General features: G+C 65.8%; 26 protein-coding genes. 16 read left to right on the top strand and 10 right to left on the bottom strand.

What is annotated here, in order from left to right:
• Positions 1–24 precede the first annotated feature (24 nt).
• From lptE to ACYQR9_RS04875, 6 genes are all read left to right on the top strand, one after another.
• Positions 25–576 (top strand): LPS assembly lipoprotein LptE, encoded by a 552-nt coding sequence (lptE, locus tag ACYQR9_RS04900; RefSeq protein WP_207413067.1) that lies wholly within the window; start codon positions 25–27, stop codon positions 574–576.
• A complete protein-coding gene (gene holA / locus ACYQR9_RS04895; protein WP_207413085.1) occupies positions 573–1,604 on the top strand; it encodes a DNA polymerase III subunit delta in 1,032 nt (343 codons plus the stop codon). Before lptE ends, holA begins: the two co-directional genes overlap by 4 nt.
• A 154-nt stretch (positions 1,605–1,758) precedes the next feature.
• Entirely contained in the window at positions 1,759–3,648 is a 1,890-nt protein-coding gene (mnmG, locus tag ACYQR9_RS04890) for a tRNA uridine-5-carboxymethylaminomethyl(34) synthesis enzyme MnmG (protein ID WP_461228873.1), read from the top strand.
• Positions 3,638–4,279, top strand: a complete 642-nt coding sequence (gene rsmG, locus ACYQR9_RS04885; protein ID WP_461229734.1) for a 16S rRNA (guanine(527)-N(7))-methyltransferase RsmG — start codon at positions 3,638–3,640, stop codon at positions 4,277–4,279. The genes mnmG and rsmG overlap by 11 nt, the downstream gene beginning before the upstream one ends.
• Positions 4,276–5,118, top strand: coding sequence for a ParA family protein (locus ACYQR9_RS04880; protein ID WP_056423099.1), 843 nt, complete (start codon positions 4,276–4,278; stop codon positions 5,116–5,118). Before rsmG ends, ACYQR9_RS04880 begins: the two co-directional genes overlap by 4 nt.
• Before the next feature lie 54 nt (positions 5,119–5,172).
• Entirely contained in the window at positions 5,173–6,066 is an 894-nt protein-coding gene (locus ACYQR9_RS04875; RefSeq protein WP_056423097.1) for a ParB/RepB/Spo0J family partition protein, read from the top strand.
• Between the two features lie 46 nt (positions 6,067–6,112).
• Here ACYQR9_RS04875 and mnmE read toward each other — a convergent pair whose 3' ends face one another.
• From mnmE to ACYQR9_RS04850, 5 genes are all read right to left on the bottom strand, one after another.
• On the bottom strand, positions 6,113–7,420 hold the full coding sequence (gene mnmE, locus ACYQR9_RS04870) for a tRNA uridine-5-carboxymethylaminomethyl(34) synthesis GTPase MnmE (protein ID WP_461228872.1): 1,308 nt from the start codon (positions 7,418–7,420) through the stop codon (positions 6,113–6,115).
• 216 nt (positions 7,421–7,636) lie between these two features.
• On the bottom strand, positions 7,637–8,980 hold the full coding sequence (rho, locus tag ACYQR9_RS04865; RefSeq protein ID WP_056423088.1) for a transcription termination factor Rho: 1,344 nt from the start codon (positions 8,978–8,980) through the stop codon (positions 7,637–7,639).
• A 267-nt stretch (positions 8,981–9,247) separates the two neighbouring features.
• Positions 9,248–9,904: a Smr/MutS family protein gene (locus ACYQR9_RS04860; RefSeq protein WP_461228871.1), complete on the bottom strand. Its 657-nt coding sequence runs from the start codon at positions 9,902–9,904 to the stop codon at positions 9,248–9,250.
• A complete protein-coding gene (gene mltA / locus ACYQR9_RS04855; RefSeq protein WP_461228870.1) occupies positions 9,901–11,085 on the bottom strand; it encodes a murein transglycosylase A in 1,185 nt (394 codons plus the stop codon). The genes ACYQR9_RS04860 and mltA overlap by 4 nt, the downstream gene beginning before the upstream one ends.
• A 16-nt stretch (positions 11,086–11,101) precedes the next feature.
• Positions 11,102–11,830: a Tim44/TimA family putative adaptor protein gene (locus tag ACYQR9_RS04850; RefSeq protein ID WP_461228869.1), complete on the bottom strand. Its 729-nt coding sequence runs from the start codon at positions 11,828–11,830 to the stop codon at positions 11,102–11,104.
• 436 nt (positions 11,831–12,266) lie between these two features.
• Between ACYQR9_RS04850 and secB the strand changes: the two genes are divergently transcribed.
• The 3 genes from secB (at position 12,267) to hisS (ending at position 15,143) form a co-directional block, all read left to right on the top strand.
• On the top strand, positions 12,267–12,779 hold the full coding sequence (gene secB, locus ACYQR9_RS04845) for a protein-export chaperone SecB (protein WP_056423082.1): 513 nt from the start codon (positions 12,267–12,269) through the stop codon (positions 12,777–12,779).
• 233 nt (positions 12,780–13,012) lie between these two features.
• Positions 13,013–13,498, top strand: a complete 486-nt coding sequence (locus ACYQR9_RS04840) for a DUF3429 domain-containing protein (RefSeq protein WP_461221719.1) — start codon at positions 13,013–13,015, stop codon at positions 13,496–13,498.
• A 106-nt stretch (positions 13,499–13,604) separates the two neighbouring features.
• Positions 13,605–15,143 (top strand): histidine--tRNA ligase, encoded by a 1,539-nt coding sequence (gene hisS, locus ACYQR9_RS04835; protein WP_461228868.1) that lies wholly within the window; start codon positions 13,605–13,607, stop codon positions 15,141–15,143.
• A gap of 70 nt (positions 15,144–15,213) precedes the next feature.
• Here hisS and ACYQR9_RS04830 read toward each other — a convergent pair whose 3' ends face one another.
• Entirely contained in the window at positions 15,214–15,645 is a 432-nt protein-coding gene (locus tag ACYQR9_RS04830) for a MarR family winged helix-turn-helix transcriptional regulator (RefSeq protein ID WP_461228867.1), read from the bottom strand.
• 157 nt (positions 15,646–15,802) lie between these two features.
• Between ACYQR9_RS04830 and ACYQR9_RS04825 the strand changes: the two genes are divergently transcribed.
• On the top strand, positions 15,803–17,125 hold the full coding sequence (locus ACYQR9_RS04825; protein ID WP_461228866.1) for an MFS transporter: 1,323 nt from the start codon (positions 15,803–15,805) through the stop codon (positions 17,123–17,125).
• A gap of 13 nt (positions 17,126–17,138) precedes the next feature.
• Here the strand turns inward: ACYQR9_RS04825 and ACYQR9_RS04820 are convergent, their stop codons facing one another.
• Complete coding sequence (locus tag ACYQR9_RS04820; protein WP_207413077.1) at positions 17,139–17,675, bottom strand: L,D-transpeptidase family protein; 537 nt, start codon at positions 17,673–17,675, stop codon at positions 17,139–17,141.
• Positions 17,676–17,942: 267 nt separating this feature from the next.
• On the opposite strand from ACYQR9_RS04820, the gene ACYQR9_RS04815 reads away from it, so the two are divergent.
• A complete protein-coding gene (locus tag ACYQR9_RS04815) occupies positions 17,943–18,629 on the top strand; it encodes a response regulator transcription factor (RefSeq protein ID WP_056423065.1) in 687 nt (228 codons plus the stop codon).
• Positions 18,630–18,632: 3 nt separating this feature from the next.
• Here ACYQR9_RS04815 and ACYQR9_RS04810 read toward each other — a convergent pair whose 3' ends face one another.
• Positions 18,633–18,854: a hypothetical protein gene (locus ACYQR9_RS04810; RefSeq protein WP_207413078.1), complete on the bottom strand. Its 222-nt coding sequence runs from the start codon at positions 18,852–18,854 to the stop codon at positions 18,633–18,635.
• Positions 18,855–19,030: 176 nt separating this feature from the next.
• On the opposite strand from ACYQR9_RS04810, the gene ACYQR9_RS04805 reads away from it, so the two are divergent.
• From ACYQR9_RS04805 to ACYQR9_RS04785, 5 genes are all read left to right on the top strand, one after another.
• Positions 19,031–19,483 carry a cyclic nucleotide-binding domain-containing protein gene (locus ACYQR9_RS04805; protein ID WP_056423059.1) on the top strand — a complete coding sequence of 151 codons (453 nt, stop codon included), beginning with the start codon at positions 19,031–19,033 and terminating at the stop codon, positions 19,481–19,483.
• 88 nt (positions 19,484–19,571) lie between these two features.
• A complete protein-coding gene (locus tag ACYQR9_RS04800) occupies positions 19,572–19,835 on the top strand; it encodes a YARHG domain-containing protein (protein ID WP_056423056.1) in 264 nt (87 codons plus the stop codon).
• Positions 19,836–19,923: 88 nt separating this feature from the next.
• Positions 19,924–20,766 carry a 2,3,4,5-tetrahydropyridine-2,6-dicarboxylate N-succinyltransferase gene (gene dapD, locus ACYQR9_RS04795; protein WP_056423053.1) on the top strand — a complete coding sequence of 281 codons (843 nt, stop codon included), beginning with the start codon at positions 19,924–19,926 and terminating at the stop codon, positions 20,764–20,766.
• 173 nt (positions 20,767–20,939) lie between these two features.
• On the top strand, positions 20,940–21,821 hold the full coding sequence (locus tag ACYQR9_RS04790) for an alpha/beta fold hydrolase (RefSeq protein ID WP_461228865.1): 882 nt from the start codon (positions 20,940–20,942) through the stop codon (positions 21,819–21,821).
• Positions 21,822–21,966: 145 nt separating this feature from the next.
• The gene (locus tag ACYQR9_RS04785; RefSeq protein WP_056423048.1) at positions 21,967–22,857 is read left to right on the top strand and encodes an acid phosphatase; all 891 of its coding nucleotides are present in this window, start codon (positions 21,967–21,969) and stop codon (positions 22,855–22,857) included.
• 190 nt (positions 22,858–23,047) lie between these two features.
• Here the strand turns inward: ACYQR9_RS04785 and ACYQR9_RS04780 are convergent, their stop codons facing one another.
• On the bottom strand, positions 23,048–23,791 hold the full coding sequence (locus tag ACYQR9_RS04780; RefSeq protein ID WP_311275669.1) for a TerC family protein: 744 nt from the start codon (positions 23,789–23,791) through the stop codon (positions 23,048–23,050).
• Between the two features lie 45 nt (positions 23,792–23,836).
• Positions 23,837–24,751: a lipid kinase gene (locus tag ACYQR9_RS04775; RefSeq protein ID WP_207414246.1), complete on the bottom strand. Its 915-nt coding sequence runs from the start codon at positions 24,749–24,751 to the stop codon at positions 23,837–23,839.
• Positions 24,752–25,263: the final 512 nt, after the last annotated feature.

The raw sequence follows: 25,263 nt of genomic DNA, 5'->3' as shown, positions 1-25,263 counted from the left end.
GACCGGACGGAGAGCATTGCTGCGATGATGATCCATGGGCTGAGACAGGCGGTACGGTCCCGCGCGGCGAAAATCGCGTTGGTCTCCCTTATGGCCGTCAATCTCTCGGCCTGCTTTCGCCCGCTCTATGGACCGACCGCGTCGGGCGAGCCCATGGCTGCGCTCCTCGCCTCGATCCAAGTGGACGACGTCTCCACCGCTGCCGGGCAGGAGCGGCTTGGCCATTATCTGCGCAGCGAACTCATCTTCGATCTCGATGGTTCGGGCCAGCCTTCTCCCAAGCGCTACCGCCTGAAGATGCAGGGCAGCGAATCCGTGAAGACCCCCATCGTGTCGTCACAGACTGGACGCGCCGAGGCCGGCACGCTGGTTGGCACCATCCGCTTCTCGCTCGAATCCCTGGACGGTTCGAAGATCATCACCGAGGGTGTGGCCGTCGCCACCACCACCTATGACCGCTCGATCCAGCGCTTCGCCTCGCTGCGTGCGGCCCGCGACGCTGAGATCCGGCTGGCAAAGACCTTGGCCGACCAGATCAAGACGCGGGTCGCATCCGTGCTGGTGACCAAGCCCTGACCGCCGTAAAGGCTGGCGATATCGAAGCGTTGCTGCGACGCGGACCCGCGTCGCAGATCGCGGTGATCCTCGTCTACGGACCGGATACCGGCCTGGTCTTCGAGCGCGCCAAGCGTCTGGCCGAGAGCTTCGTCACCGATCCCTCCGATCCTTTTGCGCTGGTCAAGATCGATGGCGATACCCTCGCCTCGGATGCAGGTCGCCTCGTGGACGAGGCCGGCACCGTCGGCCTGTTCGGCGGTCAGCGTAGCATCTGGGTACGGGCCGGAAGCCGCAATTACGCCCCGGCCGTGGACGCGGCATTGAAGGCAGAGATCGCCGGCGCCCGCATCGTCGTAGAGGCGGGAGACCTCGCAAAGAGCGCACCGTTGCGAACACTCTGCGAGAAATCCACACGGGCGCTCGCCCTGCCCTGCTACGCCGATGACGAGCGGGCCTTGGCGGAGCTCATCGACCGCACGCTTCAGGAGAATGGCCAGCGGATCGCCCGCGAGGCGCGCGACATCCTGGCGATGAGCCTGGGCGGTGATCGTCGAGCGAGCCTGTCGGAGATCGAGAAACTGACCCTCTATGCCAGGGGCCAGACCGAGATTACCCTGGACGATGTGGAGGCCGTGATCAGCGACGTCGCCGGCAGCGTCCTTAATACGCTGATCGATGCCGCCTTCGTCGGACGGAGCGAGGAGGTCGAACGGGATTACCGCCGCTTCCGGCACGAAGGTATGGATCCGTCGATGATGCTTGGCTCTGCGCTGCGCCACGCTCTTACTCTGCTGTCGACACGGATTGCAGGTGAAGGACAGAGTCCGAGCATGATGGTTGGCAATTGGCGTGGGCTGCATTTCCGTCGTAAGGCGCTCGTCGAAGCCCAGCTTGGGCGCTGGTCTCCCGTTGCCCTCCGCCACGCCGTGCAGTTGCTTCAGGAGGCCGTGCTGGCCTGTCGACGCTCCCCGCCTGACCTCGCCCATGCCCATGCTTCCGCGACGCTCCTGCGCATCGCCACGGAGGCGGCGCGTCGGCGGGGCTGACGCGATCTGTCGTCTGTCTCCGATCGTCCTTCCCGCGATGCCTCCATGGCAGGACGGGCTTCGACGTCGAATGTGAAGCAGCCGGATTCGGCAGAGGATGAGATACGCTCGCGCTCCTCGTTGACGACTCGCTCCGGTCGCGCCTAATCACCCTATGTCTCAGACAAGTCTTTCCTTCGACGTGGTCGTGGTCGGAGGCGGCCATGCTGGCGTGGAAGCCGCTGCTGCTGCTGCCCGCATCGGCGCCCGTACCGCCCTCGTCACGCATTCAGCTGCCACGATCGGCGCGATGTCCTGCAACCCGGCCATCGGCGGTCTCGGCAAGGGTCATCTCGTTCGCGAGGTCGATGCCCTCGACGGACTGATGGGCCGTGCCGCCGACGCAGCCGGCATTCAGTTCCGCCTGCTCAACCGACGCAAGGGGCCGGCAGTGCGCGGACCGCGCACCCAGGCCGACCGCAAACTCTATGCGCGGGCCATCCAAGAAGCCGTCGCCAGCACCGCGAACCTTCATGTCATCGAGGGTGAAGTCGGGGACATTCACATTGCAGCCGCACAGGTCGCCGGGGTGATTCTGTCGGATGGGAGAACGGTTGCCTGCTCCGCTGTCGTGCTGACCACCGGCACGTTTCTTCGAGGCCTCATCCATATGGGAGAAGTGCAGATTCCCGCCGGGCGCGTCGGGGAGGGGCCATCCATCGGCCTCGCGCAGACGCTGGACCGGCTGGGCTTTGCGCTCGGACGTCTCAAGACCGGCACCCCTGCCCGTCTCGATGGCCGCACCATTGATTGGTCGGGCCTCGACATGCAGTCGGCCGATGACGATCCGGTACCGTTCTCGACCCTCACGGAACGGATCACCACACCGCAGATCCAATGCGGCATCACGCGTACGACCCAGGCGGTGCACGATCTCATCCGTGCGAATCTTCACCGCTCGCCGATGTATTCGGGGGGGATCAGCAGCCGGGGGCCGCGTTACTGTCCGTCCATCGAAGACAAGGTGGTGCGCTTCGGAGACCGCGAAGGTCACCAGATCTTCCTGGAACCCGAGGGGCTGGACGACCCGACCGTCTACCCCAACGGCATTTCCACCGCGCTGCCGGAGAGCATTCAGCGCGATGTCATCGCACTGATCCCGGGTCTCGAACGTGCGGCCATCGTGCGACCCGGCTATGCCATCGAGTATGACTACGTCGATCCTCGCGAGCTCGACACGACCCTCCAGGCCAAGCGACTGCCCGGCCTGTTCCTGGCTGGACAGATCAACGGCACGACCGGCTACGAGGAGGCCGCGGGGCAGGGGCTGGTGGCTGGGATCAATGCCGCCCGGCTCGCCGGGGGATCGACCCTGTCGCGCTTCGACCGGGCCGAATCTTATCTTGGGGTGATGATCGACGATCTCGTGACCCACGGCGTCAGCGAACCTTATCGCATGTTCACTTCGCGCTCGGAATATCGGCTGTCCCTCCGCGTTGACAATGCCGATGAGCGCCTGACCCCGCGCGGGGCTGCTCTCGGCTGTGTCGGCTCCGAAAGGGCCGAGCATTTCGCTCGGTCACAAGGTGAACTGGAGGCAGCGCGGGGGCTGCTCGATAGGCTCAGCCTGACACCGGCCGCAGCGGCTCGGCATGAGATCGCGCTTAACCAGGACGGTATTCGCCGAAGTGCCTTTCAATTGCTCTCCTATCCGGAGATCGGCTGGGACCGTCTGACCGAGGTGTGGCCCGAGCTTCGGAGCGTGTCTCCTCGTATCGCGGATCGCCTCCGCACGGATGCGACCTATGCCGTCTATCTTGATCGCCAGAATGCCGACATCGCGGCTTTCCGACGAGACGAGGCCCTGTCGCTTCCAACGAAGCTCGACTATGGCGCCATTCCCGGTTTGTCCAATGAGATGCAGGCCAAACTCGAAACGGTGAGGCCCGGCACGCTTGGTCAGGCTGCACGGATCGAGGGCGTGACTCCTGCTGCGCTGACGTTGCTGGCAGCCCATGCTCGCCGCGCCGACCGCTCGAATCCGGCGGCTGTCCATGGCCGCTAGGCATGACGACCGAACTCGCGTTGTCGCCCAGGCAAATGTTTCACGTGAAACAGCCGAGGCTTTAGACATCTATGTCGAGCAGCTAAGGAGGTGGCAAAGCGTCAAGAACCTCGTCGGTCCCGCCACACTCACGGAGGTTTGGACCCGCCACATTGCCGACGCCCTCCAACTGCTCGATCTCGCCCCCGACGCCAGCAAGTGGCTCGATCTCGGTTCGGGGGCTGGAATTCCTGGCCTCATCTTGGCTATCGCAGGACGTGATCGGCCGGGTTTTCAGGTGGACCTGATCGAGAGCAATGCGCGCAAATGCGCCTTTCTCACGGAGGCGGCCCGATTGACGAAAGCTCCGGCGCGGGTTCGCAACGTCCGCATTGAGGACGCTATCGCCGAACACGTTGGAGTTCACGCCGTCTGCGCCCGTGCTTTGGCTCCCCTCCCCCAATTGCTCGAATGGACGGAACCGCTGTTGACAACAGGCACCATCGCGCTGTTTCCGAAGGGCCGTGATGCGCAGGCGGAATTGACCAATGCAGCGCAACGGTGGAGATTCGTTTACGATCTGGTGACGAGCCGTACTGAGTCGGACGCGCGGATCGTCCGCGTCACCACCCTCTCCCGCGTGGATTCATGACCATCGAACCCTCCTCCGCCTCCAGGGCAACGCCCGAGCGGCCGTTGCGCATCCTTGCTTTGGCCAACCAAAAGGGCGGTGTCGGCAAGACGACGACAGCCATCAATCTCGGTACCGCGCTCGCTGCTATCGGTGAACGCGTCTTGGTGATCGACCTCGATCCGCAGGGAAACGCTTCCACCGGGCTCGGCATCGACCGCCGCTCCCGCAAGCTGTCGACCTACCACGTGCTCGCCGGCGATGCGTCCCTGGCCCAAGCGGTAGTACCCACGGCCGTACCCCGGCTGCTTCTCGCCCCCTCGACGATGGATCTTCTTGGCCTCGAATTGGAAATGGCGAGTTCCTCCGACAGGGCTCACCGCCTGCGCAACGCCATGATCGACCTCGGCAAGGCCGGTGCCACCGAGGGCGTGACCTATGTCCTGATCGATTGTCCTCCTTCCTTGAACCTGCTGACGATCAATGCACTGGCAGCCGCCGACGCCGTGCTCGTGCCCATGCAATGCGAGTTCTTCGCCCTGGAGGGGTTGAGCCAACTCCTGCGCACTGTCGATCAGGTCCGCAGCGCGCTCAATCCGCGTCTCACCATTCAGGGTGTGGTGCTGACTATGGTGGATCCGCGCAACAACCTCTCGAATCAGGTTGCGGCCGATGTCCGTAGCTTCCTCGGCGACAAGGTCTACGAGACCACGATTCCACGCAACGTCCGCGTTTCGGAGGCCCCGTCGCATGGCAAGCCGGTGTTGCTCTACGACCTGAAATGCGCCGGCTCGCAGGCCTATCTGCGCCTGGCCTCGGAAGTGATCCAACGCGAGGGGCGGCTTCCAGTCGCGGCGTAGGTCGCTCGTTCTTTTTCGTGAATGCGTAGCGTATCGGAGTTGAAGCAGGTGGCGATGGCGGATGATGTGGCGCGGCCTCGACTCGGGCGTGGGCTTGCGGCCCTGATCGGAGATTTCGGCGACGATAGCGGCGATGCGGGGAAGCCGCAGGCACAGCGCAAGGTCGCCGTCGAATTTCTGCGCCCAAATCCGCGAAACCCGCGTCGGCGCTTCCACGAAGCCGAACTCGACGAGCTAGCCGCTTCGATCAAGATCCGCGGCATCATTCAGCCTATCGTGGTCCGCGCTCTGGCAGGCGTTCCGGATACCTACGAGATCGTCGCCGGCGAGCGTCGTTGGCGCGCCGCTCAGCGTGCCGGGCTGCACGAGGCCCCCGTCGTTGTCGTCGAGATCGACGATCGGACCTCCCTCGAATACGCCATTCTCGAGAACGTCCAGCGCAGTGATCTCAACGCCATCGAAGAGGCAGCTGGTTATGAGCGGCTCATGAGCGAGTTTCGCTATAGCCAAACGGAGCTCGCCGAAATCATCGGAAAGAGCCGCAGCCATCTCGCCAACACGTTGCGTCTGCTGCAATTGTCCAGCGCGATCCAGGACCGAGTCGTCGCTGGGGAGATCACAGCCGGTCACGCCCGCGCTCTTCTCGCGGTGCGGGAGCCCGAAGCCGTCGCGCGACGGATCGTGGCTGAAGGGTTGTCCGTCCGTGAGGTCGAGGCCCTGGCCTCAGCTGAAGTGCCGGAAGGCGACGCCCCCCGCCCGGGACGTCCGCGCAAGCCGGAGCGGGATGGGCAGGTCCGTAGCCTGGAGCAAGCCATGGCGCGCGCGCTTGGCGTCACGGTATCGCTGAAGTCAAAGACTCAAGGCAGCGGGGAAATTCGCATCCGCTACGAAACGCCGGAAGAGCTCGACGCCCTGTGTCGCCGTTTCGAGATCTCGAACGGGGCCTAGCTTCCCGCAGCGAACGGCCAGGGACCACCAGCCTTGGCGCCACCCGTCACTTACCGATACAGAACCCGGAGAAGAGGCGATCGAGCATATCCTCGACGCCGACCCGACCGGCGACCTCGCCCAAGGCGCGAACGGCAAGCCTCAGATCCTCAGCGAGCAACTCCGGAAGGGCAGGGCCCGACAAGATCCTGGAGAGGTGACGGCTGCAGCGGGTCAACCCATCGCGGTGCCGCTCGCGAGTAATGAGAGCATCGCCGCCGCCAAGGGCTTGCTCCGCCCTCGCTTCAATGAAGCGTAGCAGGTTGTCGATACCCGCACCGGTCAACGCGGATACGGCGAGTACCCCATTCACGGCAACGCCCAAATCCGACTTCGTTTGAACCCGGATCGTGCGATCTGGCAGGTCAGGTGCAAGGTCGTGTGGTCCGTCATTTGGCTGGAGCGCAAGGATGAGATCGGCTTGGTCCATCCGGTTGCGGGTGCGCCGGATGCCTTCGGCCTCGACTGGGTCGGTCGTATGCCGCAAGCCGGCCGTATCCACGATGATGATCGGCAGCCCGCCGAGATCGCAACGAATCTCGATAAGGTCGCGGGTCGTGCCTGGAATGGCAGAAACGATCGCGGCATCGCGCTGGCTCAGAGCATTGAGCAGCGTGGACTTGCCGGCATTGGGCGGCCCTGAGAGAACCACGACGTAGCCCTCCCGCAGACGCTCTCCCCGCCGGCTATCGGCGAGAGCGTGATCGATGTCGTCACGGATGGCGCGAGCCTTGGCATGAAGCGCCGCATCGAGCGCGGAATCATCCACATCGCCCTCATCGGCGAAATCGAGGGCGGCCTCGGCTCCGGCCAGGAGATCGATGAGACGACCACGCCAATCGGCCACCTTACGACCCAGGACTCCGTCGAGTTGACGCAGAGCTTGGCGTCGTTGCGCTTCTGTCTCCGCATCGATGAGATCTGCCGCACCCTCGACGGCGGTCAGGTCCATCCGACCGTTCTCCACGGCACGTCGGCTGAACGCACCAGGTTCGGCGATATGGCATCCGGGATGAGCAGCAAGCGCGGCCATGACAGCGGAGCGCACCGCGAGGCCACCATGGAGGTGGAGTTCGGCCATATCTTCGCCGGTGAACGTCGCAGGTCCCGGCATCCACGCCACGAGGGCGGAATCGAGTGGTTCGCTGGTCGTGGGTTCGCGGAGAGTCCGAAGAGATAAGCGCCGAGGCGGTGGCAGTCGCTTCGCGACGCTCGTGATCAGGTCGGCTGTAGCAGGCCCACTGATTCGAATGACGGCGACGGCCGCACGTCCGAAACCGCTGGCGGGTGCGAAAATGGTAGTGCCGTCGTTCATAGCTCAACCACGACGCCGCGTAGGTCCCATGTCGGTCCGCTCTATAGCCGACGAAAAGAATGGTTTCTTTTGGAAACCATTCTCATTGAGCGCACGCTTGAGACTCGCGCTAGCGGATCTTACGCGAAGGAGGGACCCGAACGAGGACCTTCAACGCGCAAGAGGGAAAACCTCGATACCCCGCAGGCACAGAAGGGAAGAGAGACTCAGGGTCCCTCAGGTATTCATCGAGTCGAAGAAGTCGTTGTTGCTCTTGGTCTGGCGCAGCTTGTCCATGAGGAACTCGATGGCGTCCGTGACGCCCATCGGGTTGAGGATACGACGCAGCACGTAGGTCTTCTTGAGCGAATCCGGCGGCACCAGGAGCTCTTCCTTGCGGGTGCCTGAGCGGGTGATGTCGATCGCGGGGAAGATGCGCTTGTCGGAGACCTTGCGGTCGAGAATGATCTCGGAGTTGCCGGTGCCCTTGAACTCCTCGAAGATCACCTCGTCCATGCGCGAACCGGTATCGATGAGCGCGGTGGCGATGATCGAGAGCGAGCCGCCCTCCTCGATGTTGCGAGCGGCACCGAAGAAGCGCTTCGGCCGCTGGAGCGCGTTGGCATCCACACCACCGGTGAGCACCTTACCGGAGGACGGCACCACGGTGTTGTAGGCGCGGCCGAGGCGGGTGATCGAATCGAGCAGGATGACCACGTCACGGCCATGCTCCACGAGACGCTTGGCCTTTTCGATCACCATCTCGGCGACCTGAACGTGGCGGGTGGCCGGCTCGTCGAAGGTGGAGGCGATGACCTCGCCCTTCACTGAGCGGATCATGTCGGTGACTTCCTCGGGACGCTCGTCGATGAGCAGCACGATGAGGTAGCATTCCGGGTGGTTGATGGTGATCGACTGCGCGATGTTCTGCATCAGCACGGTCTTGCCGGTACGCGGCGGCGCCACGATGAGAGCGCGTTGGCCCTTACCGATGGGCGCGACGATGTCGATGATACGCGGCGAGAAGTCCTTCTTCGGCGGAGCGTCGAGTTCGAGCTTGAAGCGCTGCGTCGGGAAGAGCGGCGTCAGGTTGTCGAAATGGACCTTGTGCTTGATCTTCTCCGGGTTCTCGAAGTTGATCGTGTTCACCTTGAGCAGAGCGAAGTAGCGCTCGCCATCCTTCGGGCCGCGGATCGGCCCCTCCACGGTATCGCCGGTCCGCAGGCCGAAACGGCGGATCTGGGTGGGCGAGATGTAGATGTCGTCGGGGCCGGGCAGATAGTTCGATTCAGACGAACGCAGGAAACCGAACCCGTCCTGAAGCACTTCCACCGTGCCGGCGCCGATGATCTCGACCTCCTTGGCAGCGAGCTGCTTCAGGATGGAGAACATGAGCTCCTGCTTGCGCATCGTGGAGGCGTTCTCGACCTCGACCTCCTCCGCGAAAGCGATCAGGTCCGTCGGGGTCTTGGACTTCAGATCCTGAAGTTTGACCTCGCGATGCGGGCTCAGATCGGCAGCGACCAACCCGACCTCTGCCGGCGGATCAACGGGAAGGAGGGAATCGTTCTGTGACGTCATGGGAGAATGAGAACCGACGATGGACGAGGGTTGATCGGGCTGAACAGTCGGAGGAGCGCCGGATGCCTTGTCGGCACCTGTGGTCGGAACAGCGGTAAAGACCGGTTCCGCGCATCGTCTATGGGGAGCCTATGGCTCTCGGATGCAACACGGCGTAAAAGGAGGGACCTTCCCATATCGCGTTTCCGCATCCTGCTCAAGCCCCTTATAGGCGATCGGAATGCGGGATCGCGCTCTTCTTGCTGGGAGACGCCTCGATTTACGACGTCAGCGTCGCCTCAGCCGGACGTAAAGGGCTCCGGCGCCACCATGATGGCGCGCCGCCTCCTCGAAGCCGATGACGACGCTGCGCAGTTCCGGCGCACGCAGCCAGTGCGGCACCGAGCGGCGCAGGACCCCTCGCTCCGAGAAAGCATTGTCATAGCCTGCCCCGCCCCCCTTGCCGGTGACGACGAGGACATGGGCATGGCCCGCCGAACGGCAGCGCATGAGAAAGCCGATCAGGGCATCGTGAGCTTCGGCCTGATACAATCCGTGAAGGTCGATCCGTGCCTCAACCTTGAGCGATCCACGCCGCAGGGCGAGGCGAGCCTTGCGTTCCAGGCCCGGCAGGGCAGGTGGAGTGACGATGGCCGCCGGGGCCACCACGAGAGCGGGGGCGGGGACAGGTTTCACGATGCGTTTCGGGGGCGCTTTCACGCCACCGGGCAAGCCGGCCCTTTCGGCAACAGGCTTGGCAACAGGCTTGGCGACGAGCGCCGGTACTTCCGGTTTCCGCTTCGGAGGAACGGGATCCCCAGTTGGCAGTGTTTTGGCCTTCGGAGAAGGAGCACGTCCGCGCAGCGGCGTGATCAGCCGTGCGATTTCGCCCCAGAGGAAGGCGTCCTCCCCGGACAGACCTCGGGGTCTGCGCGGCATCCTCATGGGACCGCACGCGGCTTAGGCAGTAGGACGACGAAGCCGACCGCATCGCGCAGGTTGCCGGCGGCGATCCCCGCCGCTTCTCCCGTGCCGAGATAAAGGTCCCCGCGCGCCGGGCCGACGATGGCCGAACCGGTATCGGCCGCAACGACGAGGCGCCCCGGGGCATCCTCCCCGGCGATCCGTCCCTCGAGCCAGAACGGCGTTCCGTAACGCCACAAAGTGGAGTCGACCGCCAGGCTCCGGCCCGGGGTCAGGGGGACGCCGGCCGCGCCCGGAGGGCCGAGGCGGGGATCCTCCACTTCGGCGAGCCGGAAGAAGATGTAGGAGGCGTTTGCCCGCATCAGTGGCTTGGCGAGGGCCGGATTGTCACGAAGCCAGCCGGTCCAGCGGGCGAGCGTCAGGCCCTCGAGGGGGAGATGTCCCGCCTGGACGATGAGCTTGGCCACCGACGTATAGGGACGACCGTTGCGGCCGTCATAGAGCACCCTCACTGCCCGTCCATCGGGAAGGCGTACGCGCCCCGATCCCTGGACCTGGAGCACGAAGAGATCGACCGGATCGCGCAGGTAGACGAGCGGCCGGGCCCGCTCCCCGATTGCTCCATCCTCTATGGATGCACGGTCGGGGTAAGGCTCGAAGCCGCCCGGCGTCGCCCGTGCCGCCCGCAATGTCGGATCGATGCCGAGTTTCGTCTCGCCGGGGGCGAGACTCACGAGATCGTCCGGCCGGGCAAGGGCCGGGGTGGTGAAGCCGGGGCCGGCCGCGAGGGCACCGGTGAGTTCCGGTTCGAAATAGCCGGTGAGAAAGCCCGTCTGGCGCGGAGGACCACCCGCCTCGCCCGCTCTTACGATACGGTAGGCATCGAAATTCCGCGCGAAGAAGGCCCTGGCCTCTTCCGGCTTGACCGAGGCCGCAAGGGTGCAGGCGGCGGCAAGATCCTCCGCCGAGCCGGCGACAGTCGCGGCGATCTCCACCGGTGGAGCGGCGCAGGTCCGGCGGAACACCTCGAGGGAAGCGGCCGGATCGGAGCCGGGAAAGCCCGGCAAGGCGGTCGGGTCCACGGGCTCGAGAATCGCCTCTCCGACGCGAAGCGGCCCGGTCGCGAGAGCGACCGGGCCGGGAAGACAGCCAGTAACGAGAGCTAGGGCGGCGAAGGATGCCCGATTGATAAACCCGGTCACGACAAACCCTGGATCCTCAGGCGCCGGCTTCCGTGGCCACGAGCTGCCAGTTCGGATCGCGGCTGCCCAGCGTGCGGGCGAAGGTCCAGACATCCGGTACCTCGGCCACGGCCTCGGCATTGCCGTCGATCACCTGACCATCGGCGCTGCGGGTCGCGGTTATGAGATGCGAGAGGAAGTGTACGGTCACCTGTGCCACCTTGTTGCGGACATCCACGGCAACGATCTCCGCCTTGTCGAGAGAGACGAAAGTGGTCTCCACTGTCTCACGGCGCGACTCGCGGGCTGTGATCTCCCGCTCGAACCCCTCGCAGACTTCACGCGAGAGAAGGCTGCGCAGGGTCTTGCGGTCGCCCTTGGCGAAGGCGATCACGATGGCCTCATACGCACCCTTGGCACCTTCGACGAAGGCGCGGGGATCAAAGTTCGGCTCTGCCTGAACGATCGCTTCGAGACCCTGGGCGACAGCCGAGCCCGGCTCGGCGATGCCGCGCCAGTCGCGGGCGACGGCAGCGGCGGCCGGTGCCGAATCAGGCTGCGGCTGAACCCGGTCCGCCCCTGGCAGACGCACAACGTTATCGCCTTCCGACCGGGTCGGCTGCGACGGATTGTGGTTCCGGTCCACCGGTTTGAACGGCGAGCGCTCCGCTCCGGTCTTCTGTCCCAGCACAGACCGGAGCCGCCAAATGACGAACACCGCGAGTCCCAGGAAGATCAGGGTCGTCAAATCGAAAGAATCCTGCATCACCGATCCGATCGTGGCCGTCGCACGACATGCTTGTTCGAGGGGGCTCTCAAGAATCCCGCCGCTACGCCCTTTATTGGAGCGTTGCGCAAGGATCGAGCCGGAGAATTCAAAGGATCCCGCCCGCGAGAGGAGGGCGCGACCCACAAGGTCACCCTGCATATGGGGCTGCCCGCGCGCCGTATCCAGGCAGGGAGGAGCCATGCCGGAGGCCTCAGGGTCAAGAGCAGACCGCCGACTTCGGAGACGGCTCCGGTTCCTCGACTGGATCGACGCGCCTGCGGATCGCCTCCTCCCGCCCCTCGTCTTGTCCGGGGTGGCCCATCGTGTTAGCGCGCTGTGCTCTCGGCCCCGGCCCTGCGACGATCAGACGATACGCCGCGCAGTGGATCGCCGAGGTGGCCCAGTAGACCCCGCGAAAGAGGACGAGATCGCCATGGCCGATACCCCGGCACCGAACGGCAACGGCGCGGCTCCCGCCGAGGACCAGTCGCCCGCCATCAACGCGTTGGCGCAATACGCCAAGGATCTCTCCTTCGAGAACCCCAACGCGCCGCGCTCGCTCCAGCCGCAGGAAAGCGGCCCGCAGATCAATATCCAGGTCAACGTCAATGCCAAGCAGTTGGCCGAGGCCGATTTCGAGGTCGAGCTGACCCTGGAAGGCGATGCAAAGATCAACAACGAGGTGCTGTTCGCCTTCGAGCTGAACTATGCCGGCATCTTCCGCATGCGCAACATCCCCCAGGACCAGTTGCATCCGGCCGTGATGATCGAGTGCCCGCGCCTTCTCTTCCCGTTCGCGCGCCAGATCATCGCCGAGGCCGTGCGCAACGGCGGTTTCCCGCCTCTCTATATCGATCCGATCGATTTCGTGGGTCTCTACCGCCAGAAGGCCTTCGAGGCCCAGAACCAGCAGGGCAACACCCCGACCGGTCCCCTCGCCTCCTGATCCACGAACGGATCTGCCAAGGCATTTCCGCCATCGATCCCGAGAACGCCCCGGCCGCCTTCAGCGTGCCGGGGCGTTCTCGTCTCGGGATACGAGCAAGCGGCAAGTCCACCTGTTGCACGTGAAAACAGCCGCGCTTGGCCTGCCAGCGCCGATCTCAAGCACGTCGCGCTCCGGAACTGGGCCACGGCGCGACGGTTGCCCGGCTGGGTGAATGGAGGAGCTCTCCCGGCATGAAGCAAGATGACAACCGCACGCTCAACGTGAGTGAGCCCCGTCGCGTGCCCTGGCTCAGCATCGTTCTCGGCTACGGGCCGATGGTGCCGTTCGCCCTCGGTGCGGCTTTCGCCTGGTGGCGGCGGGACGATCTCGGCGATGCGGTTCTCTACCTCACCATTCTATGGGGCTGTGCCATCCTGCTGTTTCTGTCGGGCGTACGGCGTGGTGTCAGCTTCCGCACCGAGGGTGGTCCGACCTTCATCCAGATCGCCACCATGTTCGGCCTGTTCGGCCTCGGTTTTCTCGCGCTCCTGTCCGCATCCCTCGGCCAGACAGTGGCGGCCCTCGCCCTTCTCATCGCCGGCTTCACCGCCGTGGCGATCCTCGATCCCATCGCCGCCCGTACCGGCGAGGCGCCGCTCTTCTTCGCTCGACTTCGCCCGCTTCAGATCCCCATCGCCATTCTCAGCTTATGCGCGCTGCTCGGCCTCAAGCTCTAACGACGGCACCCGGTGTCACGCCCTTTGCCCGGCACGCTTGCCGCTCGGGAACACCCGCGATAGAGCCCGCCTGACATCGACAGCCCGAACGCAAAGCGAAGACACCATGGCCAAGGCCGAATCCAAGAAGGCCGATCCCACGAAGGCCGACACGTTGAAGGCGCGCCTGCCGCGCGGCTTCGTCGACCGTCGCGCCGATGAGATCGCCGCCCAGCACCGGATGCTGGAGACGATCCGCCAGAGCTTCGAGCTCTACGGGTTCGAGGCGTTGGAGACGCCCTTCGTCGAATACACCGAGTCCCTCGGCAAGTTCCTGCCCGATCTCGACCGGCCGAACGAGGGCGTGTTCTCGTTCCAAGACGACGACGAATCCTGGCTGTCCCTTCGCTACGACCTCACCGCGCCTCTGGCCCGGCACGTGGCCGAACATTTCGACGCAATCCCCAAGCCCTACCGCAGCTTCCGCGCCGGCTACGTCTTCCGCAACGAGAAGCCCGGTCCCGGCCGCTTCCGCCAATTCATGCAATGCGATGCCGACATCGTCGGCGCGGGCTCCGTCGCGGCGGATGCCGAGATCTGCATGCTGATGGCCGACACGCTGGAAAAGCTCGGCCTGTCCGGCCAGTACGTCATCAAGGTCAACAACCGGAAGGTGCTCGACGGCGTCATGGAGGCTATCGGCCTCTCGGGCGAGGACAAGGCCGGCCAGCGCCTCACGGTTCTGCGGGCCATCGACAAGCTCGACCGCCTCGGCGTCGACGGGGTACGCCAACTTCTCGGCGAAGGGCGAAAGGACGAGAGCGGTGATTTCGCTAAAGGTGCGGGCCTCGCACCCGACGCCATCGAGCGCATCCTCGCCTACGTCTCTTTCCAGGCCGCTCCCGACGCAGAGGGCGACCGCATGGCGTTCTGGGAGCAATTCTTCGGCTCGTGGACCGATGTCGTCGGCTCGTCCGAGACCGGCCGTGAAGGCATCGCCGAACTGCAAGCGATCATGCGGCTCTGTGCGGCGGCGGGCTATGGCCACGACCGCATCCGGGCCGACCCTTCGGTGGTGCGCGGCCTCGAATACTATACCGGCCCTGTCTACGAGGCCGAGCTGACCTTCCCCGTCACCAACGAGGAGGGCCAGACCGTGCGCTTCGGGTCGGTGGCGGGCGGCGGCCGCTATGACGGCCTCGTCGGCCGCTTCCGCGCCGAGCCGGTGCCGGCGACGGGCTTCTCCATCGGCGTGTCGCGCCTGTTCTCGGCGCTGCAACTGACCGGGAGCCCGCTGCTCGAGGGCACCGCGAAGCCCGGTCCGGTGGTGGTGCTGGTTCTCGACCGCGACAACATCGCCGATTACCAGCGCCTCGTGGCGCGCCTGCGTGAGGCCGGCATCCGCGCCGAACTCTATCTCGGCGGCTCGGGCATGAAGGCGCAGATGAAATACGCCGACCGGCGCGGCAGCCCTTGCGCCATCATCCAGGGCTCCAACGAGCGCGAGGCCGGCGAAGTCCAGGTCAAGGACCTCATTGAGGGTGCCAAGGCGGCGGGCGACATCGCCAGCAACGCCGAATGGAAGGCGGCACGCCCGGCCCAGTTCTCGGTGAAAGAAGACGAGATGGTCGAGCGCGTCCGCGAGGTGCTGGCGCGGCATTTCTGAAGGCGACTGGGACAACCGGAGGCTGGACCATGCGCGGTCCCGCCCCCGGATCACTCGCCCGCCGCCCCTCTCACGCGGCTGGTGACAGCTCCGTCCTCGCCAGGCTGAGCGCCGCCTGGCGCAGGTCGCTTGCCGGCACCGCTCCGTAGCGTTCCTCGAACGTCTGCTGCGCCTGCTCCCAAAGGGGAAGCGCGTCCTCCATTCGCCTCCGCCCCGCAGTGGTGAGGGTGAGGGAGCGCGTGCGACCATCCGGCCCGGGACCGACGGCGACGAGCCCGTCCCGCGTGAGGGGACGAAGAGCGCGCCCCATCGTGGTCCGGTCCATCACCATGATCTCCGCGAAGGTGTTGATGGAGATCGGCCCGACACGACCTAGGCTGCGCAACATTCCGTACTGGCTGGTCCGCAGGCCGGTGGGCGCGAGATGCTGGTCGTAATGCTGCGTCAGCCGCCGCGATGCCTGGCGTAGGGCGATGCAGTGGCACGGTGACGCCAAATCCATCGTGAGAAATCCTCGATATACGGAATCACTGGGTTCGGGGACGAGATGCTTGTCTAACGGGTGCATATGCGCCTAAGCAAGGCCGACCGCGTCGTGGTGCCGGGCTTGTTCGCCGGGTCGTCACGCCGAACCACCATGCGGAACCCGAAGAGGCCGTATGTCCATCACTGCTCCCTTCGGATCGTTATCGAACGCCGTCGCAGGGCCCCTCGCCCGCCGGAACGTTCATTACGGCTGGGTCGTCGCCGCCGTCACCTTCCTCACCATGTTGGTCACGGCCGGCGCCGTGGGTGCGCCCGGCGTCCTGATCCTGCCGCTTCAGAAGGAGTTCGGCTGGGACACGGCGACGATCTCATCGGCCCTGGCCGTGCGCTTCGTGCTGTTCGGATTGATGGGGCCTTTCGCGGCCCAGCTGATGAACCGCTACGGCCCGCGCCGCATCGTGCTCCTGGCGCTTTTCCTCATCGTCGGGGGGTTGCTCACCTCCCTCTTCATGAGCGAGGTCTGGCAGCTGGTCATGCTCTGGGGCGTCGTCGTCGGCATCGGCACGGGGCTTACCGCCCTGGTGCTCGGCGCCACCATCGCGACCCGCTGGTTCTCGCGGTCGCGCGGCCTCGTCGTCGGTCTCCTCACCGCCAGTTCGGCCACCGGCCAACTCATCGTTCTCCCGCTCCTCGCCGCCCTCACCGAGCATCTCGGCTGGCGTGCAGCACTCCTGGTGATCTGTGGACTCCTGCTCGCGGCGGGGCTCGCCGTCACGGCGCTGATGCGCGACCGGCCGGAGGAGATGGGCCTCGCCCCCTATGGCGAGACCGCCGTTACCGGCGCCGTCGCGCCGCCGGCCGTGAACGGCTCCGCCCTCGGGGTCCTGGCGGAGGCGTCGCGCACGGGCGTGTTCTGGGTTCTCTTCGCCACGTTCTTCATCTGCGGAGCCAGCACCAACGGGCTGATCCAGACCCATTTCATCCCCCTCTGCGCCGATTACGGCATCGGCCCGGTCCAGGGGGCGAGCGTGCTCGCGGCGATGGGGGTGTTCGATTTCATCGGCACGGTGGCGTCCGGCTGGCTCTCCGACCGATACGACAACCGCTGGCTCCTGTTCTGGTATTACAGCCTGCGCGGCCTCTCGCTGATGTTCCTGCCCTTCTCCGACTTTTCCTTCGTCGGCTTGTCGGTCTTCGCCGCCTTCTATGGGCTCGACTGGATCGCCACGGTGCCGCCCACCGTACGGCTCACCGCATCCCGGTTCGGGCGCGAGAAGGCGAACCTCGTCTTCGGCTGGGTGTTCGCGGGCCACCAGCTCGGGGCCGCCACCATCGCCTACGGCGCCGGCCTGTCGCGCACGGCCTTGTCGAGCTACCTGCCGGCCTTCTTCGCCGCCGGCGCCCTGTGCATCCTCGCCGCCATCCTGGTCATGACCCTGTCCCGTCCAGGAGACCGGCGGGACGTCTCGCCCGCCGCCCTGCCGACGCGTGGGTAGCAGGATGCGGCCGTCAGAGGATCTGCAGCCGCGTACGCGGCCCGACGCGCCGCAGCAGGCGAACGAGATCGGCTCGCTTCACCGCCACGCAGCCCTCCGTCGGCAGGTATCCCGGCCGTGCCACATGCAGAAAGATCGCCGAGCCGCGTCCCGGCCGGATCGGCTGCCGGTTGTAGTCGAGATCGACGACGAGGTCGTAGAGACCGTCCTCCCGCCACATCCGTTCCGCGCTCACGCCGGGGGCGGGCAGGGTGATCGGGCGGTTGTAGCGCCGGTCGCGCGGGTCGTCGCACCAGCCGTCGTTCGGCCGCGTCGGGCGCAGAGCCAGGGCGGTGCGGGGGCGCGCGCCGAAATGGTCCGGCCGATAGGCCCCGGCCCGGAGGCGAAAACGACCGCGCGGGGACAGGCCGTCCCCTTCCCGCTTGACCTGCCCGATGCCGGAGCGGCCGAGCGCACAGGGAATGATGGAGCCCGCCATGAGAATCTGCCCGCGGGTCGGGTCACCCACCAGCCGGCGGACGCGGATGAGAGAGAGGGTCAGCGGGATCATGCCCGACTTATCGTCCGAACGGACCGGTTCCGACCAGCGCGTTCCTCGTCACGGCGCTCGATGGTCGCGCCGGCGAGAAACTTTTCGAGGCGTGGAGCCGTCGAGAATGTACGAAGTCTGGCCTCGCCGCGAAGTCGTTCAAGGTTCTGACATAAAACATCCATCACTCTGCTGTTTTACGCTCGCGGCCGACGATTCGGCCATCTCTCAGGTTTTCGGGACCGGCCCGTCCGGTCTTCCCAGCTGCGTGTGAAAGTATCCCGGCCGATGTCGACCACCCATCGCCTGCTCATCTGCGACGACGACGAGTCATTGCGCGAAACCTTGATCGAGCAACTCGATCTGTACGAGGAGTTCGTCATCGTCAGCGCGGAAGACGCGAAATCCGCCCTCGCCCGTGTGGCCGAGGACCGGATCGACCTCGCGATCATGGATGTGGGCCTGCCGGACATGGATGGGCGGGAGGCGGTGCGGGCCATGCGCCGCAACGGCTACCGCGGACCGGTTATCATGCTGAGCGCGCAGGATTCGGAGGACGACATGGTGGAGGGCCTGGAGGCGGGCGCCAACGATTATGTCGCCAAGCCCTTCAAGTTCGCCGTGCTCCTCGCGCGGATCCGCGCGCATCTGCGCAGCCATGAGGCGAGCGAGGACGCGGTCTTCCAGATCGGCCCCTACACGTTCCGCCCCGGCGCAAAGCTCCTCGTCTGCGAGCGTGGCTCGAAGTTGAAGCTCACCGAAAAGGAGACCGCGATCCTGCGCTTCCTTTACCGTGCCGGCCGCGAGGTGGTGGGACGTGATACGCTCCTGGCCGAGGTCTGGGGCTACAACGCGCAGGTCACCACGCATACGCTGGAGACCCACATCTACCGCCTGCGCCAGAAGATCGAGCCGAACCCGGCCGTTACCGCCATCCTCGTGACGGAAGGCGGCGGCTACAAGCTGCTGCCCTGAGGATCAGGCAGCCGCGTTCGGCGCATCACCGCCGGACGTGTAGAAGGCCGCGATCTCCCGGATGAGGTCGCGCTGCTGCTCGTGGACGAGATCCGACAGGATTTCGTCGTCGTTGCGGTCGATGACCGACAGCAGGCGGATATCCGGATATTGGCCTTCGAAGAAAACCAGGACTTCGGATTGCGCATAGGGATCGTTCGGATCCAGGCAGAAGTGATTGGACACCGGAATTTCCGTCTTCGTCTTGCTTGAGAGACGCGTCTATCGACCGGTTTCATGACATCTGTTTGATCGACGCTCCGTCCCTGCGCCGGTGCAGCGCCGGATTTCCCCCTCGCCCGCCTTCGGCTAAGGCTTGATCCGCCGGAGGGGTCACCTCCGTCTTGAGGGAGCGCACGGCATTGGGGCTCGACGACGACATCGCGATCCTGGCGGCCGCGCCCCTGTTCAGCCACATGGCGCGCGATGCCCTGAGACTCCTCTCCTTCGCCGCCGAGCGCCGCAGCCTGACGGCGGGCGACGTCCTGTTCGCCCGCGACGAGCGCAGCGATGGCGGGTTCGTCGTCATGTCCGGAACGATCGAACTGGCGCCCCGCGTGGACGGAGCCGAGCCCGTCCGGGTCGGCCGTTCCGCCCTGATCGGACAGATGGCCCTGTTCCTGCGCGGCGAGCGCCCCACCGATGCCCATGCCGTGACACCGGCGGAGGTCGTCCGAATCACGCCCACGCTGATGCGCCGGGTGCTCGAGGAATTTCCCGACGCGGCCGAGACGATCCACGCCACCCTCGCCGACGACCTGGATGCGTTGGTGAAGGGGCTCGACGGCGTCCGCGCCAGGATCGATGCGTTCTGACGGCCGATCGGCGCGCTCCGAGATCTGGCGAAACCGGCACAGACGGGCCACAAGCCTTCAGGTTCTCACACCTGCCCAGGAAGTGCCCATGCGTGCCCTCGTGATTCTGTGCCTCGCTCTCCTGCCCGCCGCCCCCGCCCTGGCCGCATCCCCCTGCGACGAGCTCTGGGGCGAGCGCAACGCGGTCTATGCGGAGGCCGGCTACTGCTTCAAGACGCAGCGGGCGATCTCGGCCTTCGGCAACGTCAATTGCCGCTTCTCCGACATCCGCGACGTCCCGCTCTCTGCCCGCGACCGGGCGAAGGTCGGCGAGATCGTGCGGGAGGAAACCCGTAACGGTTGCCGCGAGTGAGCCTGCGTCTCGCCTGACGCCCCGAGGTGACAGGCCGGGCCGCCTTTTGTAAGCACGGCCCTTCCCCCTAACCGACCGGAACGCCACCATGTCCCACGCCGATCTCTCCACCACCATCGAGACCGCTTGGGAGGAGCGTGCCGGCATCGACGTCTCGACCAAGGGCGCCGTGCGCGACGCCGTGGACGAGGCTCTCGATCTTCTCGATACCGGCAAGGCCCGCGTGGCCGAAAAGGTCGGTGAGGAGTGGCAGGTCAACCAGTGGCTCAAGAAGGCGGTGCTGCTGTCCTTCCGCCTCAACGACATGGAGATCATCCATGGCGGACCCGATGGCGCCAATTGGTGGGACAAGGTGCCATCGAAGTTCGAAGGCTGGAAGAAGAAGCATTTTCGTGAGGCCGGTTTCCGGGCCGTGCCGGGCTGCTTCGTGCGCCGTGGCTCCTACATCGCGCCGGGCGCGGTGCTGATGCCCTCCTTCATCAATCTCGGCGCCCATGTGGGTGAGGGCACGATGGTCGATACCTGGGTGACGATCGGCTCCTGCGCGCAGGTGGGGAAGAACTGTCACATCTCCGGCGGCGCCGGCATCGCGGGCGTACTCGAGCCGCTCCAGGCCAACCCGGTCATCATCGAAGACAATTGCTTCATCGGCGCCCGCGCCGAGGTGGCCGAGGGCGTGATCGTCGGTGAGGGCAGCGTGCTCTCCATGGGCGTCTATATCGGCGCGTCGACGAAGATCATCGACCGGTCCACGGGCGAGGTCATGTATGGCCGCGTGCCGCCCTATTCGGTGGTGGTCTCGGGCACGACGCCCGGCAAGGACCTGCCCGACGGTACGCCCGGCCCCGGCCTCTACTGCGCCGTCATCGTCAAGCGCGTCGATGCCGGCACCCGCTCCAAGACCGCCATCAACGAGCTGCTCCGGACCTGAGACGCGCTCGCATTAGACGCAGATCGGCACTCCCCTCTTTCCCGTCGAGGAAAGAGGGGAGGCGGACGGTCGTCATCGGCCCTGGCGCGACACCGAGCCGGCCTATGCGGCAGCGACCGGCGCGTTAGATCTCCAATCCGATGCAGACCGTCCCGGATGAGGCGTTGCCAGCGATGATCGAGCCTGCCCACTCCACCCGTGGCTTTCAGCTCGACGTGCTGGAGCGCAAGGTCCCTACGCCGTGCGACATCGTCGGGAGCGGCCCGGCCGCTCTGCTCCTGCCCGCCCTGTCGTCGATCTCAGCACGGGCGGAGATGCGGCCCCTGGCCAAGATCCTGGGCCACGACTGCCGCTGCCTCATTCCCGACTGGCCCGGCTTCGGCAACCATCCGCGATCCCGCATCGCCATGGAGCCGGAGACTTTCCATGCCTTCATGGATTCGCTGATCGCAGCCGTGCCGGGCCCCTACGCCATCGGCATCGCGGCGGGTCATGCGGCCCCCTATCTCGTGGCAGCCGCCCAACGGCATCCAGGCCAGTTCGACCAGCTCGCTCTCGTCGCTCCCACATGGCGTGGACCGCTGCCCACCGCGCTCGGTGATGCGCGCCGTGGCTGGCTCTCGGGGATCCGCAAGGCCATCGAGCTTCCGCTTCTCGGCGAGGCGCTCTACCGCATCAATATCAGTCCCCCGGTGATCGGCCGGATGATGCGCGCGCATGTCTATGCCGATCCGGACCACGTCACACCGGGCATCATCGCCGACAAACATGCCGTGACGCTCCAGCCGGGTGGCCGGTTCGGCACGGCGGCCTTCGTCACCGGAGGGCTCGACCCGTTCAAGGGCCGCAAGGACTTCCTGGCCCTGTTCGAAGCCGAAGGGCTTCCGCCGATCCTGGTCCTGCGTCCCGAACGCGCCCCGCGCCGGTCCGGCGCCGAGATGGACGCCCTCATCGCCGCCGGCCATGTGGCCAAGGCTTCGGTTCCGGGGGCCCTCAGCCCGCACGAGGAATATCCGTGGGAGGTCGCCGCCGCGATCCGCGCGGGCATCCGTTAGGGGGATCCCGCGGCCGCCGAGGGACACATTCGTTACGGAATGGCGAAATGTCATGCGTTTCGAGTGCCATACGAGTGTCGTTCAGGAACCCTATGGCTCCCCTATCGCTTGCCATTCCCGACGCATTTCACCCTGAGCCGCTGCCATGTCTCCTCTGCTTCCCGCTCTCGCGTCGCTTGCCTTCACGTCCTGCGCCTTCATGGCGGCTCCCGTCATGGCGCAGGCGCCCACGCCGAACCCCGCCGACACCAAAGCCACGAGCGGAAAGCCTCGGTCGGCGCCGGCCGTCGCAGCGACACCGTTGACGCCGGGGATGCCGGCACGCGCGCCCTATCTGTCCGACGCCACAGCACCCGATACAGTCGCGATCCTGCCTCCGCCCCCGCGGGGTCAATCGGCCGCCGAGACGGCAGATAAGACCATCTTCTCGGCGACCCGCGCCCTGAAGGGTAGCGCGCGCTGGGAACTCGCCACGGCGGATGTGGCGGACGGCCCCTCGGCCATCCTCGATGATTTCGCCTGCGTACTCGGGCGCAAGATCGATCAGTCCCGCTCGCCGGCCCTGATGACGCTGCTCGAACGCACGCGCCTCGATATCAGCCGGGCCACCCGCCCACTCAAGGAACATTACCGTCGCCTGCGTCCCTTCGTCGGCAACGACGCGGAGATCTGCGTGGCGCGGACCCGCGAACTCGGAGACGCGTTCAGCTTCCCCTCGAGTCACGCGACTCAAGGCTGGGCCTACGCATCCATCCTCGCGGCCCTGGTGCCGGAGAAGGCCACACAGTTCTTCCTGCGCGGCAAGGCTTACGGTGAGAACCGCATCGTTTGCGGCGTGCATTGGGCCAGCGACGTGGAGGCCGGACGCACCACGGCCAGCGTCGTCATCAGCGCGCTCCAGGGCGATGCGGGCTTCCGGGCCGATCTCGAAAAGGCACGGGTGGAGATTGGCAAGAACCTCTCGCAAGAAGGCTTGCCACCGGACGCGGCGATCTGTGCTCGCGAGACCTCGGCCCTACGCGAGCCGATCCTGTAGGCGGTCACGAAGACGCGTCCGCGACCGGCGACGTTGGCCGCGGACCGTCACCCGCCTGCGCAGGCGAGCGAGTGAAGTTTCAGCCCATCCGCCAAGACCGATCGATAATCGAACGAAGAAAGGCCCGACCGCTGTCCCGGTCGGGCCTTTCTTCGTTTTCCCGTGAAACTGAAGGGGAGGGGCTTTGCCCCTACCCCGCGCTGGTCTTGCCCCGCTTCCGGCGCCGGGCGAGGAGATTGAGCCCCTCGACGCCGGCCGAGAAGGCCATGGCAGTGTAGATATAGCCCTTCGGTACGTGGGCGCCGAAACCTTCCGCGATCAGCGTCATGCCGATCATGATGAGGAAGCCGAGAGCCAGCATCACCACGGTGGGGTTGGCGGCGATGAAGCGCGCCAGCGGGTCGGCTGCCAGCAGCATGACGGTGACGGCCGTGATGACGGCGATCACCATGATCGGCACGTGATCGGTCATGCCGACGGCCGTGATGATGCTGTCGATGGAGAAGACGAGGTCGAGGACCAGGATCTGGCCGACAGCTGTGGCAAAGCTCAGCGCCACCGGGGCGGACGCGTCCTCGTGGCCGTCGTCGGGATCGACGCTCTCATGGATCTCCTTCGTCGCCTTCCACAGCAGGAACAGGCCGCCGCCGATGAGGATCATGTCCCGCCAGGAGAAGGCCTTGCCGAAGATCTCGAAGACCGGCTGCGTCAGGTGGACGATGTAGGCGACGGTGCCGAGCAGGCCGAGGCGAAGGATCAGAGCGAGGCCGATGCCGATGCGGCGGGCCTTGGTCTGCTGATGGGCCGGCAGCTTGTTGGTGAGAATCGAGATGAAGATCAGGTTATCGATACCGAGCACCACCTCCATCACGATCAGGGTGGCGAGCGCCACCCAGGCGGTCGGGTCGGCGGCGAGTTGAAGAAGCGAATCCACGGGGAGAAAACCTCGAACGTCGTCAGGTCGGAAAGCGGCGGAAGATCAGGATGCGGCGGGCACGATGCCGGGACGCTCAGAAGGTTCCGGCGCGAAGATCCGGAGGGCCTTGGGCACGACCTTGAAATGCGCCGGCGTATAGGTGGAGAGTTCCCCGTCGGTGTTCACCGGACGAGGCTTCTTCGTCTTCACTACGATCTCGGTGGTGTTGAAGGCACGAACGTCGGCGGCCTTGCCCTGGGTGCCCCGACGGAGGGCCGGCAGCAGCGCGATGAGCCGCCACCAATGCGTGACCTCCAGGCTATAGAAATCGAGCTTGCCGTCATCGACGGTGGCGGTCTCTTCCACGGTCATCCCGCCGCCATAGTGGCGCCCGTTGCCCACCGAGACCTGGATCGTGGTGATGGTCTCGGTCAGTCCGTCATGTTCGAGATAGACCGTGAAGGGACGTACCCGCCTCAGGACGCGCATGGCCGCGATGGCGTAGCCGAGCGTGCCCCATTTCTTCTTCGATTCGGCGGTGAGGTCACCCGCAAGATCGGCGGAGAAGCCGATACTCGCGACGTTGAAATAGTAGCGGCCGTTGACCCAGCCGAGATCCACCGCCTGGGGCTTCGCCGTGCCGATGAGCTCGGCGGCTTCCACCGGGTCGGTGGGCAGGCCGAGGGAGCGGGCGAGGTCATTGGCGGTGCCGAGCGGCAGGATCCCCAACGGTAATCCGGTCTCGACCAGAGCGGGAGCGGCCGAATTCATGGTGCCGTCGCCACCGCCGAGGATGACGAGATCGCACTCCTTCGCGTGACGCTTGATCACTGCCGTGCAATCGGGATCGCCCGGCGGCTCGAAGGGCTCGATGCCGGCGGCGCGCAAGGAATCGCGCACGGCGTCGAGGGAAAACGAGCCGTTCCGAGCGTTCGGATTGACGAGGAGGAGGGCCCGGCGAGTGGATGCGGCACTCATGAGGCCACCTCCGAAAACGAGCATCCCGAGATGCCGCAAAAGATCATCGATACAACCACGTGTGTCAGAACCCCCCGGTGCGTTCGCGCCGCGTCAGCGCAAAGGCAGAGAAGGAGTCCGACATCGCGGCCGACGCCTCGGCCGCCAGAGGGGCCCGGACCCGTCAAGCTCTCAAGAGGTGGGCGCTCCCGCGAGGATGGCAAGAGGTCATGCCCAGGAGATCGGCTTCAGGAGATCGGCGGCAACGCCCCGGGGACAGGATGTTCCCAGGGAGAAAGCGTGCCTGCAACTTCGGCGGAGAATGCCCGCCAACCGTTGGGAACAACGGGCATAGCGCGGGGAACGAAGGCTGACCCGACCGGTCGGCGCGGCGGTATGCTAGGTCTCTTGCCGGGGCGAGGTCCTTTGGTGAACGACCCGGTTCGACGCGGGCAACCGAACACGCGACCCTGACGTTTCCCTTCGACGTTTTCCTTCGGCCGGGCGCTTTGATGCGGTCGTGCCCACCTTCC

The organism is Methylobacterium sp. CM6241, from assembly GCF_054817845.1.
Note: the sequence above shows the minus strand (reverse complement) of the source record. Positions and strands in the feature narration are given on the sequence as shown.

Bases quoted from the DNA above. Each gene is read 5' to 3' on its own strand.
- ACYQR9_RS04785 (WP_056423048.1), top strand. From the start codon at position 21,967: ATGTCTCCTCTGCTTCCCGCTCTCGCGTCGCTTGCCTTCACGTCCTGC.
- ACYQR9_RS04815 (WP_056423065.1), top strand. From the start codon at position 17,943: ATGTCGACCACCCATCGCCTGCTCATCTGCGACGACGACGAGTCATTG.
- ACYQR9_RS04775 (WP_207414246.1), bottom strand. From the start codon at position 24,751: ATGAGTGCCGCATCCACTCGCCGGGCCCTCCTCCTCGTCAATCCGAAC.
- dapD (WP_056423053.1), top strand. From the start codon at position 19,924: ATGTCCCACGCCGATCTCTCCACCACCATCGAGACCGCTTGGGAGGAG.
- ACYQR9_RS04860 (WP_461228871.1), bottom strand. From the start codon at position 9,904: ATGAGGATGCCGCGCAGACCCCGAGGTCTGTCCGGGGAGGACGCCTTC.
- rsmG (WP_461229734.1), top strand. From the start codon at position 3,638: ATGGCCGCTAGGCATGACGACCGAACTCGCGTTGTCGCCCAGGCAAAT.
- ACYQR9_RS04875 (WP_056423097.1), top strand. From the start codon at position 5,173: ATGGCGGATGATGTGGCGCGGCCTCGACTCGGGCGTGGGCTTGCGGCC.
- lptE (WP_207413067.1), top strand. From the start codon at position 25: ATGATGATCCATGGGCTGAGACAGGCGGTACGGTCCCGCGCGGCGAAA.
- ACYQR9_RS04790 (WP_461228865.1), top strand. From the start codon at position 20,940: ATGATCGAGCCTGCCCACTCCACCCGTGGCTTTCAGCTCGACGTGCTG.
- ACYQR9_RS04800 (WP_056423056.1), top strand. From the start codon at position 19,572: ATGCGTGCCCTCGTGATTCTGTGCCTCGCTCTCCTGCCCGCCGCCCCC.
- ACYQR9_RS04850 (WP_461228869.1), bottom strand. From the start codon at position 11,830: ATGCAGGATTCTTTCGATTTGACGACCCTGATCTTCCTGGGACTCGCG.
- ACYQR9_RS04830 (WP_461228867.1), bottom strand. From the start codon at position 15,645: ATGGATTTGGCGTCACCGTGCCACTGCATCGCCCTACGCCAGGCATCG.
- ACYQR9_RS04880 (WP_056423099.1), top strand. From the start codon at position 4,276: ATGACCATCGAACCCTCCTCCGCCTCCAGGGCAACGCCCGAGCGGCCG.
- ACYQR9_RS04825 (WP_461228866.1), top strand. From the start codon at position 15,803: ATGTCCATCACTGCTCCCTTCGGATCGTTATCGAACGCCGTCGCAGGG.
- secB (WP_056423082.1), top strand. From the start codon at position 12,267: ATGGCCGATACCCCGGCACCGAACGGCAACGGCGCGGCTCCCGCCGAG.
- ACYQR9_RS04820 (WP_207413077.1), bottom strand. From the start codon at position 17,675: ATGATCCCGCTGACCCTCTCTCTCATCCGCGTCCGCCGGCTGGTGGGT.
- hisS (WP_461228868.1), top strand. From the start codon at position 13,605: ATGGCCAAGGCCGAATCCAAGAAGGCCGATCCCACGAAGGCCGACACG.
- mnmG (WP_461228873.1), top strand. From the start codon at position 1,759: ATGTCTCAGACAAGTCTTTCCTTCGACGTGGTCGTGGTCGGAGGCGGC.
- ACYQR9_RS04840 (WP_461221719.1), top strand. From the start codon at position 13,013: ATGAAGCAAGATGACAACCGCACGCTCAACGTGAGTGAGCCCCGTCGC.
- mnmE (WP_461228872.1), bottom strand. From the start codon at position 7,420: ATGAACGACGGCACTACCATTTTCGCACCCGCCAGCGGTTTCGGACGT.
- rho (WP_056423088.1), bottom strand. From the start codon at position 8,980: ATGACGTCACAGAACGATTCCCTCCTTCCCGTTGATCCGCCGGCAGAG.